The organism is Ectothiorhodospiraceae bacterium BW-2 (assembly GCA_008375315.1).
In the GTDB taxonomy this organism is placed as follows: Bacteria; Pseudomonadota; Gammaproteobacteria; order Thiohalomonadales; family Thiohalomonadaceae; genus BW-2.
On the sequence record CP032507.1, the window covers coordinates 3,499,122 to 3,512,620 of the forward strand.

The window sequence follows — 13,499 nt, forward strand, 5'->3', positions numbered from 1 at the left end:
TCAACTCTCTATTACAAAACATTATCCGGAGTGGGCAATCGCGGCTAAATTACTCTCTTTAGATTCATAGATTAACAGCGGCTCTGACTCACCCTCGACCACCGACTCATCGACCACAACTCGAGTCACATCGTTAGCTGAAGGGAGCTCATACATCACATCAAGTAGAATCGCCTCCAGTATCGACCGCAATCCACGGGCACCGGTTTTGCGCTTAATCGCCTTTCGCGCAACCGCCGTCAGTGCCGCTTCACGAAACTCAAGTTCAGCATTTTCCATCGAAAAGAGTTTGTGATACTGCTTAGTTAAGGCATTTTTCGGCTCGGTGAGAATACGAATTAGCGCCTCCTCGTCGAGCTCTTCGAGCGTCGCGTGTACCGGTAAGCGGCCAACAAACTCTGGAATGAGGCCATAACGAACTAAATCTTCGGTTTCGACCTCGTAGATCACATCCGATAGCTGCTTCGACTCCTGTTTGGTCTTGACATCCGCCGAGAAGCCGATCCCCCCCGTCTCGGTTCGAGCACGAATCACTCGCTCCAGACCGGCAAAGGCACCGCCACAGATAAACAGAATATTAGAGGTATCGACCTGCAGATAGTCCTGCTGCGGATGTTTGCGCCCCCCCTGAGGCGGAACAGATGCGACAGTCCCCTCAATTAGCTTCAGTAGCGCCTGCTGCACCCCCTCACCAGAGACATCGCGTGTAATCGATGGGTTATCGGAGCGGCGGGAGATTTTGTCAATTTCATCGATATAGACAATCCCCGTCTGCGCCTTTTCGACATCATAATCACACTTTTGTAGCAGTTTTAGAATAATGTTTTCAACATCTTCGCCTACATAGCCGGCCTCGGTTAGTGTGGTGGCATCGGCAATGGTAAAGGGGACATTAAGCATTCTCGCTAGTGTCTCTGCGAGTAAGGTTTTGCCGCAGCCGGTCGGGCCGATGAGCAGAATATTGCTCTTAGAGAGCTCTACCTCATCTCTTCTACCCTCATTGCTCTGCAGCCGTTTATAGTGGTTATAGACCGCTACTGAGAGAACTCGCTTCGCCTGCTCTTGACCTATCACATAGTCATCTAAGATCGCCTTAATCTCTTTCGGCTTCGGCAGCTTACGCTCGCCATCCGCTTCAGCACTCTCCTCCATCTCTTCACGAATAATATCGTTACAGAGATCGACGCAATCATCACAGATAAACACCGACGGGCCGGCAATCATCTTCCGAACCTCGTGCTGACTCTTGCCACAAAAAGAGCAATAGAGCACTCGGCCGCTATCCTCACCGTCGTAGTTACCAGCCATCCTATAACCTCCACACAAAAATTAACATAACCGCAACATTGCCCTTTAAGGGGACAAAATCAAGCCGACACTCTACTTCTTCTTCTCCGCCTCAGCTTCAACCGCGCGGCGCTCTAATACCTTATCGGCCAGACCATACTCAACCGACTCTTCTGCATTCATATAGTTATCTCGGTCAGTATCTTTCTGAATCTTCTTCATCGTCTGACCGGTGTGGTGGACTAAAATACGGTTGAGCTCTTCACGAGTCTTCAATATCTCCCGAGCGTGAATCTCGATATCGCTCGCCTGCCCCTGGTAACCGCCTAGCGGTTGGTGAATCATCACCCGACTGTGGGGCAGCACGAACCGCTTTCCGGTCGCACCACCGGCGAGCAGTACCGCCCCCATGCTGGCCGCCATCCCCATGCACATCGTACTGACATCAGGTTTAATAAACTGCATTGTGTCATAGATGGAGAGCCCAGCACTCACCGAGCCGCCGGGGGAATTAATATAGAGGTAGATATCTTTATCGGGATTTTCCGACTCCAGAAAGAGTAGCTGAGCCACGATCAGGTTAGCCATGTAGTCCTCTACCTGTCCGACAGCAAAGATAATTCGCTCTTTAAGTAGCCTAGAGTAGATATCGTAGGAGCGCTCTCCGCGTGCAGTCTGTTCGACAACAATAGGGACGAGCGCCGACTGAATTTCGGCAGCAGAGGCGTGGGGAAAACTCATAATGGCTCCATTACAGATTGTTAACTAGCTTTTCAAATGACGACTGAGTGGTGGTGACCTGGCAATTTTCAAGCACCCAGTCGATCACCTGATCCTCTATAACGGCCGATTCAATTTGGTTCATAGACTCCGGATGAGAGCGGTACCAGTCGATAATCGCCGTTGGCTGCTCATAGGCGATGGCGATCTCCTGTAGCTTATCGTCAACCCGTTGTCTATCGATCGCGATATTGTTAGCACGAATGATCTCGCCTATCAAAATACCCAATTTAACTCGGGTTCTGGCCGCCTCGGTATAGGCCGAAGCGGAGAGTTTAAAATCACTACCCTCAGGCATAGTCATGTTCTGCTTCGCCTGCTCTAAAAGCAGTTGAGTCTCCTGCTCAACCAAGGAGGTTGGGGCGGTGATAGGGTTTAGCTCCAGTAACTTACCCAGCACATTTTTCTTAACTTGCTGACGAATACGCTGCTTTAGCTCTCGCTCCATATTGGCTCGAACCTCGTTGCGTAGCTGCTCTAGCGAACCATCTTCGATACCAAACTTTTTCGCGAACGCCTCATCCAACTCAGGCAGAGAGGGGCGCTCAACCTTGTGGACAGTCACTTGAAAGTGTACCGGCTTACCGGCGACAGTGGTGAGGCGATAATCGTCGGGAAACTGTAGCTCCAGCGTCAGTTCACGACCCGCTTCGCCCCCAACTAACCCCTCTTCAAAACCGCTAATCATCCGCTTACCACCGATGGTCACGACATAGTTCGAGGCGCGGTTACCACTAAACTCCTCACCATCAATCGTACCGTGAAAGTCAACAGTGAGTCTATCACCGTCGATAGCCGCCTCACTAATCTCCTCCCAGCTCGCCTGCTGTTTGCGCAGGGTTTCGAGCATCTTATCGAGGTCGGCATCGGTCACCTCAGCCTCTACCCGCTCGATCTCAATGCCCTCAAGGGGGGCTAGCTCCAGCTTAGGTAAAATCTCAAAGGTCGCCACATACTCAAACTGATTCCCCTCCTCCTTGAACTGGCTGAATACGGGCGTATTGACCGGCCGTAACTCCTCCTGATGCAGCGCCTCAGCAAAACTTTGTTGAATTAATTCACTGGTAATTTCGTTACGAATCGAAGCGCCATACTGCTGTTTTAACACCCGAAACGGCACCTTGCCCGGACGAAACCCCTTCATCCGCACCGTCTTTCCCATCGAATTAAGACGACGTTCGAGCTGTGCTTCAACTCCTGCATCGGGAATTTGGACAGTTAATTTTCGTTCGATATCTCCCGTTGCTTCAACAGAAACCTGCATAGATGGAACTCCTTAAAAACAGAATAGTAGGGCAAAAACGGCGGCCATTATAACGATTAATAGGGTGCACCACTAGCGCTTTTCACGCTAACGGGGGTTTGTGTTGAGCTCTTTGGGCTAACTGCTGCTGCTGCACCTGCATCACATGGTGCTGAATTAGCTGCTGGTCGTCATCAAACAGATACTCAAACTCCATGCCGGTACGCCATAGCGACTCCTCTGGCTGCCATAGTGAGTAGATCACCTTGGCCACCACTTGTAGCGGCAGCCCGATAGCGGGTAGCTCTAGCTGCAATAGTAGCTGAGAGTCTCGCTCTAGCGGCTGCTGAAGCAGTAGCGCCATACCGCTAGCGCTCAAATTGACGCTATGGTGACCTCGGTTAGCAATATCGTTGTGCCGCTGATGGCGTTGGCGCATCGCTTCAACCTCACCCCGCAGAGCGTCTATTTTGCTATTTAGCCGCATCAACAGTTCACCTAGGTCGGGATAGTGCTGCTCGACACGGTGCAGCCCCTGCAAAATCGCCTGCTCCTGCTGCAACTGCTCACCGGAGAACTCTCTTACAGCTAGGTAGTCGGTGCGAATTGCGTCAATCTCAGCCGCAGTTACCTCTCTCCAACCCACAGAGAGCACACTATCTACCCGAAAATGGCGGCGACGATTTTCCAACGCTAGCTTGTCAATCGCTCTAATTAGGCGCAATCACCAGCTCAACGCGGCGGTTAATGGCACGATTCTCTTCGCTATCGTTCGCCACTAGCGGTTTGGTATCGGCTAACCCCTTAACCTCCATCTGATTCTCCCGCAGCAGCCCCGACTGGAGCATAAATTGCAGGACTGAGACCGCTCGCGCCGAAGAGAGCTCCCAGTTAGAGCGAAAACGGGCGGTACTAATCGGCACATCATCGGTATGGCCGTTGACCACCACTCGACCATCGAGTGAGGCCACCTCTTCGGTAATCCGCTCCATAGTCGGTAAAAAGTCGTTCATTAATGTGGCCGAACCAGAGGGAAAGGAGCCGTTCTCTTTAATGCGGATAATCACCTTATCCTCTACGGTCTCCACCTCGACTAAATCCTGCTCAATCTCCCGTATTAGCTGCTGCTGTAGCTGTGCTGCGGTCTCCTCCGCCTTGCGTTCGGCCGCCTGCTGCGCCACCACTTTAGCTTCCGCCTCGGCTAATAACTGTCTCGCTCGCTCCATCTCCGCTTCGCTAAACTGTTTTCCCCCCTCATTAGGAGTCAGTTCGATATTCGGCTTCTCTATGGTCGTCGTCTGCTTGACCTCATTAATGGGTGTCGGTTGCGGCTTACCGGGGCTAAACTCTTGCGCAATAATGCTAGTCCCTTTCGGGGTATCTTCCGCCTTGACCTCCCGCTGCACCCCAAACGCCTTCTCTAGCGATCCGGCCACCATTTTGAACTTTTGCGCCTCGATCTCCGAAAAAGAGAGCAGCAGCACAAAAAAGCACATTAACAGCGACATTAGGTCGGCAAAGGTCATCACCCAAGGCGGTGCCCCGGGTGGGGGACACTTCGGACAATCGCAACTCTCTGACACAGCTCTGCTCTACTCCTCTTCAACCTTGCGTTTAGAAGGGGGGAGATAGGTAGCGAGCAGCTCTTTGATAATGTAGGGGTTGTGCCCCGCCTGAATCGACTGCAGACCATCGATAATTAACGATTTGATCCGCTTTTCGTCTGCCGCACGCAGCCCCAACTTATCGGCCGCAGGCAGGGCGAACATATTGGCGATCATCGCGCCATAAAGGGTGGTCAGCAGTGCGACCGCCATCGCCGGTCCAATCGCTTTTGGATCATCCATATTAGAGAGCATCTGCACCAGACCAATCAAGGTACCTATCATCCCCATCGCTGGCGCATAGTCGCCAAACCCTTTAAAGATGGAGGCCCCTAGCTCATGTCGTTCACTAGTCTGCTGCATATCCTTCTCCATCACACTGCGAATCATCTCCGGACTATGGCCATCGACCATCATCTGAATCCCTTTTTCTAAAAACGGATCCGAGATTTCGCGCCCCTCTAGCGCCAGCAGCCCCTCCTTACGGGCTATCGCCGCCATCTCCTCAATCTCCTCTACTAGCGTATCAGTGCTCGGCAGCTTGTTAAATAGCGCTTTCATAAAGACCTTCATGGCACCAAAAAACTGCGCCATACTGAACTTCATCATCACTGCGCCAAAAGTTCCCCCTAACACAATGAGCATTGAGGGCGGGCTAAGAAACATGCCTGGACTCGCACCGAGAACAATCGCTGCAATCATGACCACCCAAGCCCCTAACAAACCAACTAATGTTGCTAAATCCACCCTCTCATACTCCAACTATTCAGAGAATCCCACCCGATACCCGCAGGCACACTCAACAATAATGCCACATTTGCAACTTAATCGTCAGTCGTCAGCAAAAACTTTAACCCCAAAAAGGGCTGGGGCGGCTACAGAGTTAATTCCACTGACCGGTCCGCAGTCACCTATCAACACAGCCATCGCGGCTGTTCAGCACTTACTGGCTCTGCGACACCATATACTCAATCGCAGCCATCAGATCATCATCTGAGCAGGTACCACAAGTGCCCCGTGGCGGCATCGCCCCCTTGCCGCTAATCGCAGTCGCTAGCAGCGCCTCCATCCCGAGTGCGATTCGGGGTGCCCACGCCTCAACATTGCCTAAGAGCGGTGCCCCCGCCGCGCCAGTCGCATGACAAGCAAAGCAGGAGGCTTGATAGATCGCCTCACCCGATCTCGCCCCTCCGGCGGGCGCTGCCGGCTCTGCGGCCGCAACAACGATAGGATCACCGGTATTGAGTTTACCCACCGGGGCGATGCGCAAGGCAACCGCCTCAGGGCTCATATCGCCACTACTCGAAGGGAGGTAGGCAGTCGTTATCAATCGACTTAACCCAGCCAATACCAGCGCCAAAACAACAAAGATAGCGATACTCATCCCAAAATTCGTTGACTCTTTTTTCACAGCACACTCCAAAAATAAGCTTTATAAATAACGGTGCCAACCCAAACCGGACACCACACCACACCGGCAGAGGCACGCCCCCTGCCAACCGTTGTCGGCGATTATAGCAAATATCAGCAAAAACGAATATGAAACCGTTTTGAAGTTAGCTGACAGCTCGGCGCACAGATAGGTTTAATTAACTAGCCAATCTCGTTACAATCGGGTTTTTCCATCCACCACTACGGAACTCAAACCCATGGCCGACAAAGATACCCCCCCCAAAACCGAGCACAGCACCGAGGATCCACTGCTAAAGGGGTACCAGCAGCTACTCGACTCAATTGAGACGCAAAATCGACAACAACCCCTGACTCAACGAATCGACACAGCGCTAGAGAAGCTATCAGAACTGACCGAACTGACCCGAGAGGAGATAGATCACCTCGGCGACTACCTAAAGCGGGATCTCCACGCCGTCGTCCACTACCTGCACGAAACGGGCAGCGAGCTAGAGAGCTGGCTCCAGTTCGACATGGCACTTATTGAAGAGCGGCTCGCCGATATTGTGGCTCAACTCGCCGATCAGACCCAACTACAACTCTCACAACAACTCAACTATTTTGCCACTGAGGCTGAAAAGAGCCGCAATATCCACACTGGCCAAATTGTCACCCTCGGTACATTGGAGTGCCAACAGTGTCGCCATTCGCTCCACTTCTACAAACCGGGACGAGTCCCCCCCTGCCCCAAGTGCCACCACAGCCACTTTCAACGCACCACCTTTTAGCCCTGCCCCTCCCCAAGACTCAATCCACCCCTAGCAGCACCCGCTCAAGGAGCGCCATACGCATATAGAGCCCATTACGCACCTGCTGAAAATAGCGAGCCCTAGAGTCGTGATCGACTTTATAGGGGATCTCCTCATTGCGAGGCAACGGATGGAGAATAATCGCCTCCTGCGGTAGTAGCTGCATCACCTCATCGGTCAAAATATACTGCCCTTGGGTCGCCTGATAGAGCTCCGGCTCATCAAAGTACTCCTGCTGTAGGCGGGTGGTATAGATCACCTCGACATCTTCAGCCACATCGACCAGTTGACGACTCTCCTCAACCACCACCCCACACTGCCACAGATGCTCTAGCAGCGCCCTAGGCATGGTGACCGACTCAGGAGAGACCAGATAGATCTTTCTGACAGGATAACTAGCTAGCAGATAGGCGAGTGAGTGGATCGTGCGGCTATGTTTTAGATCACCGACTAGGGCGATACCCAAATTATCGATATTACCGAACTGTTTGCGAATAGTGTACATATCGAGCAGCGCCTGGGTCGGATGCTCACCCGGCCCATCACCGGCGTTAATTAAAGGCACCGGACTGACCCGTGCGGCCCGCTTCGCCCCCCCCTCCTTGTGGTAGCGCAGCACCACCACATCGCCGTAGCAGGCGACCGTTTGAATCGCATCTTCAAGCGACTCCCCTTTGGCATGGGAGGAGAAGTGCAATGCATTTTCGGTCGAAATATAGTGCCCGCCAAGACGCGACATCGCCGCCTCAAACGAGAGCCGAGTGCGAGTTGAAGGCTGATAGAAGAGGATCACCATCACTCGGTTAGCCAAGGTATCGGTGACGCCATTACGGAGCACCAACTCCTCCATCTCATCGGCACTAATAAAGAGATCGTTAAGCTCTGCGACCGTAAACTGTGCGGCATCAACGACATGATAGGGGGTAGCCACTTCGATACTCCTCAATGATACTTGCGCTGACGACGCACCTTTAATCGCATCACCACCGTCAGCACCGGCCCCGAAAAGAGATAGATCACCACCGCAGCGAATAGCACCTGTGGAGGATCGATAGAGATCAGCACAAACACCATCACCACCAAAATCAGCGCGACAAAGGGGATACGGTGGCGCGGATCAAAATCTTTAAAGCTATAGTAACGGATATTACTCACCATGAGCAGCGCCGCTAGCAGCGTGACCACTAGCGCCACCCAGCTAATATCGACCCCCGATAGGGCGTAATCTGAGCCGACCCAAACCATCCCCGCCACAGTCGCCGCCGCCGCAGGACTCGCTAAGCCCTGAAAATAGCGCTTATCTGCGGTAGTGCTTTGGGTATTAAACCGCGCTAGCCGTAGCGCCGCCGCTGCGGTATAGACAAAAGCGACCAGCCAGCCAATTTTGCCAAGGCTGTACAGCGACCACTCAAAGATCACCAAAGCGGGCGCTAAACCGAAAGAGATCATATCGGCCAGACTATCGTACTCGGCCCCAAAAGCGCTTTGGGTATTGGTCATGCGGGCTATGCGCCCATCGAGACCATCAAAGATCATCGCCAAAAAGATAGCGATAGCCGCCTCGCTAAAGCGATCTTCCATCGCCGAAATAATGGCAAAAAAGCCGAAAAAGAGTGCGGCGGTCGTAAACAGATTCGGTAACAGGTAGATACCGCGCCGACGCTCTCCCTCACTCTTCTGCTGCATAGCTCCCCCTGATGTGAATCACAATGGCACCCATTATCTCACCGTTATCGGTGAAAGGGTACAAAAAACCCCGCCTTAGGCGGGGTGAGTTGAGAATTTATCGCCGTCAAGCTAGCCTCAAACCGCAGGGGCATCGCCCCCCTTATCGCTCTCTTTTTTAAAGCCGAGCGCCTTGAGGATAAAAAACATCGGGCAGAGGCCGGTAAAGGCGGTCTGAAACAGATTCAGCCCCACAAAGGCGGTAAAGAAGAGCCAGTAGGAGTGGTGATAAATCGGACTCGCCTCCACTCCTAGCGCCAGACTTAACATGATGAAAAAGCCGGCCACGGCAAAAACGATACGCTCAATAGACATAGTAGCACTCTCCTGCTTTGGTTAATGAGTAAAATCTAATTTGTTTATATTGAACCGGTTTGATCTCAAGATCAATAGCTGCGCCGTAACGCATTAGCCATATTGTGGCGATATTTCACCGCCAATCAACCATCAGATATTCGCCGCTCGCCAAATAAGCGGGTATAATCCCCGCTTTCAGTCCGATATTTGACCATATTTCAGCCATTAAGGAGAGAATCGCATGGGTTTTTTGCAAGGAAAAACCGCGCTCATTGTTGGGGTAGCTAGTAACCGTTCTATTGCTGCCGGAATCGCGACCGCGATGCACCGCGAGGGCGCCTCGCTCGCATTTACTTATCAAAACGATAAACTACAGAGCCGCGTTAGCAGAGTCGCTGCCGAGTGTGGCTCCTCGTTACTCTATCCTTGCGATGTTAACGACGACTCTGACATTGATGCCCTCTTTAGCGCACTACAGCAGCAGTGGGCTCAACTCGATATCTTAGTCCATGCGGTTGCCTTCGCCCCAGCAGGCCAGCTTGATGGCAACTATCTCGACGATGTCACCCGAGAGGGATTTCGCATCGCCCACGAGACCAGTAGCTACAGCTTTGTCGCCCTAGCTAAAGCGGCACGCCCCCTGCTGACGGCAGGTAGCTCACTCATGACCCTAAGCTACTTAGGAGCCGTGCGCGCGGTGCCTCACTACAATGTGATGGGGCTGGCCAAAGCCTCACTAGAGGCGAATGTCCGCTACATGGCCTCCAATATGGGGCCAGAGCGGATTCGAGTTAACGCTATCTCCGCAGGGCCGATTAAAACGCTAGCTGCCAAAGGGATTAGCGACTTTAACAAACTACTCGACTATGGTGAGAGAAACTCCCCCCTGCGCCGCAATGTCACGATTGAGGAGGTCGGGAACGCAGCCGCCTTTTTAGGCTCCGATCTCGCCTCCGGCATCACCGGCGAGGTACTCTATGTCGATGCCGGCTACCATGTGCAGGCGATGTCGGTACCGGAGGAGGTTCAGTAGCCCTGTTCGAGCTGCGCCCTAGCCGCCACAACTGCCAAACGCACCTGCGCCGGTGCGGTGCCCCCTAGGTGGTTGCGGGCGGCGACCGACCCCTCGGGGGTTAAAATCTCATAGACATCGGCGGTGATCACCTCGCTAAACTGCTGTAGCTGCTCTAGAGCCATTTCAGCGAGATCGGAGCCGCTCTCTACCCCTAACCGAACCGCCTTACCGACTATCTCATGCGCATCGCGAAACGCGACCCCTTTACGCACTAAATAGTCGGCTAGATCGGTCGCTGTCGAGAAGCCCTCCACGGCGGCTTGACGCATCCTCTGCCGATTAAAGCGCAAATGGGACTCCCCGCCCCCCCCCTCTTTCGGGCCGAGCATATCGGCATAGACGCGCAAAACCCCTCTGACCGTATCGACAGTATCGAACAGCGGCTCCTTATCCTCTTGATTATCCTTGTTATAGGCCAACGGCTGCCCCTTCATTAAAGTTAGCAGACTCAGTAGATGGCCATAGACACGACCACTCTTCCCTCGCACCAACTCCGGCACATCGGGGTTCTTCTTCTGCGGCATAATCGACGAGCCGGTACAGAAGGCATCGGAGAGCTCAATAAAGTTAAACTGCTGCGAACTCCATAAAATCAGCTCCTCTGAAAAGCGCGACAGATGCATCAATAGCAGCGCTGCCCACGCCGTAAACTCAATCGCAAAGTCGCGATCGGAGACCCCATCTAGCGAGTTACTACAGACAGAGGCAAAACCGAGTAGCTGTGCCGTGCGCTGACGCTGAATCGGATAGGTCGTCCCTGCTAGAGCAGCAGAGCCGAGCGGCATCACATCGACCCGCTTGCGACAGTCCATTAGCCGTTCACTATCCCGTTGCAGCATACTGTGCCACGCCAGCAGATGGTGGCCTAGGGTGATCGGCTGAGCGATCTGTAGATGGGTAAAGCCGGGCATAATCGTCTCGGCCTCGCGTTCGGCGTGGTCTATGATATTGCGCCGCAGCCGCTGTAGCTCCTGCTGGAGCAGATCGATCTCATCGCGCAGATAGAGGCGAATATCGGTCGCCACCTGATCATTACGGGAGCGGCCGGTATGGAGCTTTTTACCAGTCACGCCAATCAGCTCGGTGAGTCGCTGTTCGATATTCATGTGGACATCCTCCAGCGCCACCGACCACTGAAACTCGCCCCGTTCGATCTCAGCCTCAATCTGCTTTAGTCCAGCCACGATCTGCCCAGACTCAGCATCAGTCAACACCCCCACCTCGGCGAGCATAGTCGCATGGGCTATCGAACCGCGAATATCGTGCTGATAGAGGCGGTAATCGAACCCAACCGAGGCACCAAACGCCTCCACAAAAGCGTTAGTCGGTTCCGTAAAGCGGCCAGTCCACGGCTTAGCAGCTATTTGACTCATCGTTTAACTCCGTGTTTTAACAGTTTTCGACCGCCTCGGGGCGCCAATATTTTAATAGCGAATCGCGTACCCGATTAAGACGACCATGAAAAAAGTGATCCGCATCGCTCATCCAGCGCAGAGTCGGCCGCTCCGGCTGCTGTTTTACCCACTCGGCCACTTTAATCGGCTCAATAACCTCATCTTTACCCCCCTGAATGACCATCCACGGAACATCGATCTCAGGCAGGGTATTAAAATCGAACAGCGTTACCGGTGGCGCGACGAGCAACAATCGCTTCGCACCGACCTGGTGATAACTCTTTAGTACAATGTATGCACCGAACGAAAATCCGGCCAACCAGAGCGGTGTGCGGGGATAGCGCCTTTGAAAATAGTGGCAGACAGCGATAAGATCCTCACTCTCGCCTCGGCCCTGATCGTAACGCCCCTGACTTCTGCCGACCCCGCGAAAATTAAAGGTCACACTCATCAATCCCATGTTCGCAAAGGTCTCAGCTAAGATATGCACCACTTTATTTTTCATCGTCCCCCCATGAAGTGGGTGGGGGTGACAGGTAATAACAATCGGCAGCTCACCCCGATAACAGTCGGGACAGGAGGTTAAAACCTCTATCCTACCGCTCGCCCCAGAGACAAAGATCGTCTCCCCGGTGCAGAGATCCTCCTCCAAGCCATCGTAAATATGGTGCAGGTGCAGATTATCAAAATAGATATCGCTCATTACAGCGATCTATCGACCAATAACCGCTCGACCACTTTGCCACGCTGTAGGTGCGATTCGATAATCTCATCAATATCATCGCGATCAACATAGGTGTACCACACTGCATCGGGATAGATAACGAGTACCGGCCCCGCCCCACAACGATTCAGGCAGCCAGCACTATTGACCCGAACACCACGACCCTCTTGGGTCAAATTGAGCTCCTTACAGCGCTTTTTAGCATAGTCGCGCAACTTATCGGCGGCAAAGCGGCCACAGCAGGGCTGCTCCTCATCGCGGCGATTTTGGCAAAAAAAGAGGTGGTGCTGATAGTATGACATGGCGCATCCAATAACAGACTATGTTTAAGTTTAAGTTTAATTAGGGGGGAAAGCTCCGCTCGCCGCCAGCGGACGGCGAGGGGCTCAACCCAGACAATAGCTCGCCACGAACAGAGCGTTCACAGCGAGCTAAACAGAGCAGGATGACAAGGTAACCGAAGTTACTCGATAACCCCGCGTTCCTGCGCCACTTTAATCGCCTCAGCGCGACTTTTGACTTTAAGAAATTTATAGATTTGGGTCAGATGGGAGCGAATTGTCTTCTCTTGGCAGCCGATCTGATCGGCAATCTCCTGATTAGGCAGCCCTTGCGCAATCAACTCCAGCACCTGGGTCTGGCGTCGGGTCAGATGACCTGTGCGCTCCCCACACAGCGGCATGGCCAACACCTCGCTAGGAATGTAGTGGCCACCGTAGTGAATAATCTTAAAGGCCGCCTCCATCTGCTCAGGGCGCATCCCCTTACAGACAAAGCCCCTCGCCCCCATTTTGAGCGCATCCCAAATCATTTTAGGATCTCTTAGGGTCGAGACTATCACCACCGGATTACCGACACGACGCAGAACCTGCTCCAGACACTTCAATCCTTGGGTATCGGGCAAGTAGATATCGAGCAGCACCATGTCGAAGACATCTTGCGAATTAATAATTTCCATGGCATTTTCGCAGTCCACTGCGTCAACAAAATTAGCATTTTCATCGATGCTTTTCAGGATAGCTTTTAGGCCATGGCGTACAAATGCGTGATCATCAACAATTAAAATCTTCATAAAATCAATACTTTCATCACTTTTAAGGTTAGTTAGTCAGGAAGGATGTTAAGCCAAGAAAAAAATAAACATTCATACATGAATGTCTTTAGACCAT

Annotated in this window: 16 protein-coding genes; 2 read left to right on the forward strand and 14 right to left on the reverse strand. The window is 52.8% G+C overall.

Features of this window, described 5'->3' with window-relative positions; translation table 11 throughout:
• Nucleotides 1-21: 21 nt before the first annotated feature.
• The 7 genes from clpX to D5085_16465 all read right to left on the reverse strand — a co-directional run bounded on the left by clpX (nucleotide 22) and on the right by D5085_16465 (nucleotide 6,298).
• A complete protein-coding gene (clpX, locus tag D5085_16435; protein QEP44579.1) occupies nucleotides 22-1,308 on the reverse strand; it encodes an ATP-dependent Clp protease ATP-binding subunit ClpX in 1,287 nt (428 codons plus the stop codon).
• 72 nt (nucleotides 1,309-1,380) lie between these two features.
• Nucleotides 1,381-2,028: an ATP-dependent Clp endopeptidase proteolytic subunit ClpP gene (clpP, locus tag D5085_16440; protein ID QEP44580.1), complete on the reverse strand. Its 648-nt coding sequence runs from the start codon at nucleotides 2,026-2,028 to the stop codon at nucleotides 1,381-1,383.
• 10 nt (nucleotides 2,029-2,038) lie between these two features.
• Nucleotides 2,039-3,331, reverse strand: coding sequence for a trigger factor (locus D5085_16445; GenBank protein ID QEP44581.1), 1,293 nt, complete (start codon nucleotides 3,329-3,331; stop codon nucleotides 2,039-2,041).
• 82 nt (nucleotides 3,332-3,413) lie between these two features.
• Nucleotides 3,414-4,034: a hypothetical protein gene (locus D5085_16450; protein QEP44582.1), complete on the reverse strand. Its 621-nt coding sequence runs from the start codon at nucleotides 4,032-4,034 to the stop codon at nucleotides 3,414-3,416.
• Complete coding sequence (locus D5085_16455) at nucleotides 4,021-4,836, reverse strand: type VI secretion system protein TssL (GenBank protein ID QEP44583.1); 816 nt, start codon at nucleotides 4,834-4,836, stop codon at nucleotides 4,021-4,023. Before D5085_16455 ends, D5085_16450 begins: the two co-directional genes overlap by 14 nt.
• Nucleotides 4,837-4,902: 66 nt before the next feature.
• Entirely contained in the window at nucleotides 4,903-5,661 is a 759-nt protein-coding gene (gene pomA, locus D5085_16460; protein ID QEP44584.1) for a flagellar motor protein PomA, read from the reverse strand.
• Nucleotides 5,662-5,857: 196 nt separating this feature from the next.
• Nucleotides 5,858-6,298 (reverse strand): cytochrome c5 family protein, encoded by a 441-nt coding sequence (locus D5085_16465; protein QEP44585.1) that lies wholly within the window; start codon nucleotides 6,296-6,298, stop codon nucleotides 5,858-5,860.
• A gap of 265 nt (nucleotides 6,299-6,563) precedes the next feature.
• On the opposite strand from D5085_16465, the gene D5085_16470 reads away from it, so the two are divergent.
• Complete coding sequence (locus D5085_16470) at nucleotides 6,564-7,094, forward strand: hypothetical protein (GenBank protein QEP44586.1); 531 nt, start codon at nucleotides 6,564-6,566, stop codon at nucleotides 7,092-7,094.
• A gap of 19 nt (nucleotides 7,095-7,113) precedes the next feature.
• Here D5085_16470 and pyrB read toward each other — a convergent pair whose 3' ends face one another.
• The 3 genes from pyrB to D5085_16485 form a co-directional block, all read right to left on the reverse strand.
• A complete protein-coding gene (pyrB, locus tag D5085_16475; protein ID QEP44587.1) occupies nucleotides 7,114-8,046 on the reverse strand; it encodes an aspartate carbamoyltransferase in 933 nt (310 codons plus the stop codon).
• 11 nt (nucleotides 8,047-8,057) lie between these two features.
• Nucleotides 8,058-8,801 (reverse strand): CDP-diacylglycerol--serine O-phosphatidyltransferase, encoded by a 744-nt coding sequence (gene pssA, locus D5085_16480; GenBank protein ID QEP44588.1) that lies wholly within the window; start codon nucleotides 8,799-8,801, stop codon nucleotides 8,058-8,060.
• Nucleotides 8,802-8,918: 117 nt separating this feature from the next.
• Nucleotides 8,919-9,155, reverse strand: coding sequence for a DUF2892 domain-containing protein (locus D5085_16485; GenBank protein ID QEP44589.1), 237 nt, complete (start codon nucleotides 9,153-9,155; stop codon nucleotides 8,919-8,921).
• Nucleotides 9,156-9,378: 223 nt separating this feature from the next.
• On the opposite strand from D5085_16485, the gene D5085_16490 reads away from it, so the two are divergent.
• Nucleotides 9,379-10,170 carry an enoyl-ACP reductase gene (locus tag D5085_16490; protein ID QEP44590.1) on the forward strand — a complete coding sequence of 264 codons (792 nt, stop codon included), beginning with the start codon at nucleotides 9,379-9,381 and terminating at the stop codon, nucleotides 10,168-10,170.
• Here the strand turns inward: D5085_16490 and argH are convergent.
• From argH to D5085_16510, 4 genes are all read right to left on the reverse strand, one after another.
• Nucleotides 10,164-11,585, reverse strand: coding sequence for an argininosuccinate lyase (argH, locus tag D5085_16495; protein QEP44591.1), 1,422 nt, complete (start codon nucleotides 11,583-11,585; stop codon nucleotides 10,164-10,166). The two genes, D5085_16490 and argH, sit on opposite strands and share 7 nt — an antisense overlap.
• A gap of 16 nt (nucleotides 11,586-11,601) precedes the next feature.
• On the reverse strand, nucleotides 11,602-12,309 hold the full coding sequence (locus tag D5085_16500) for an alpha/beta hydrolase (GenBank protein QEP44592.1): 708 nt from the start codon (nucleotides 12,307-12,309) through the stop codon (nucleotides 11,602-11,604).
• Nucleotides 12,309-12,632, reverse strand: coding sequence for a (2Fe-2S) ferredoxin domain-containing protein (locus D5085_16505; protein QEP44593.1), 324 nt, complete (start codon nucleotides 12,630-12,632; stop codon nucleotides 12,309-12,311). The genes D5085_16500 and D5085_16505 overlap by 1 nt, the downstream gene beginning before the upstream one ends.
• Before the next feature lie 161 nt (nucleotides 12,633-12,793).
• The gene (locus D5085_16510) at nucleotides 12,794-13,402 is read right to left on the reverse strand and encodes a DNA-binding response regulator (GenBank protein ID QEP44594.1); all 609 of its coding nucleotides are present in this window, start codon (nucleotides 13,400-13,402) and stop codon (nucleotides 12,794-12,796) included.
• Nucleotides 13,403-13,499: the final 97 nt, after the last annotated feature.

Coding starts and splice junctions, on each gene's coding strand:
- D5085_16510 (QEP44594.1), bottom strand. CDS start 13,402: ATGAAGATTTTAATTGTTGATGATCACGCATTTGTACGCCATGGCCTA.
- D5085_16505 (QEP44593.1), bottom strand. CDS start 12,632: ATGTCATACTATCAGCACCACCTCTTTTTTTGCCAAAATCGCCGCGAT.
- D5085_16445 (QEP44581.1), bottom strand. CDS start 3,331: ATGCAGGTTTCTGTTGAAGCAACGGGAGATATCGAACGAAAATTAACT.
- D5085_16455 (QEP44583.1), bottom strand. CDS start 4,836: ATGACCTTTGCCGACCTAATGTCGCTGTTAATGTGCTTTTTTGTGCTG.
- clpP (QEP44580.1), bottom strand. CDS start 2,028: ATGAGTTTTCCCCACGCCTCTGCTGCCGAAATTCAGTCGGCGCTCGTC.
- D5085_16490 (QEP44590.1), top strand. CDS start 9,379: ATGGGTTTTTTGCAAGGAAAAACCGCGCTCATTGTTGGGGTAGCTAGT.
- D5085_16470 (QEP44586.1), top strand. CDS start 6,564: ATGGCCGACAAAGATACCCCCCCCAAAACCGAGCACAGCACCGAGGAT.
- D5085_16465 (QEP44585.1), bottom strand. CDS start 6,298: ATGAGTATCGCTATCTTTGTTGTTTTGGCGCTGGTATTGGCTGGGTTA.
- D5085_16500 (QEP44592.1), bottom strand. CDS start 12,309: ATGAGCGATATCTATTTTGATAATCTGCACCTGCACCATATTTACGAT.
- D5085_16485 (QEP44589.1), bottom strand. CDS start 9,155: ATGTCTATTGAGCGTATCGTTTTTGCCGTGGCCGGCTTTTTCATCATG.
- clpX (QEP44579.1), bottom strand. CDS start 1,308: ATGGCTGGTAACTACGACGGTGAGGATAGCGGCCGAGTGCTCTATTGC.
- argH (QEP44591.1), bottom strand. CDS start 11,585: ATGAGTCAAATAGCTGCTAAGCCGTGGACTGGCCGCTTTACGGAACCG.
- pssA (QEP44588.1), bottom strand. CDS start 8,801: ATGCAGCAGAAGAGTGAGGGAGAGCGTCGGCGCGGTATCTACCTGTTA.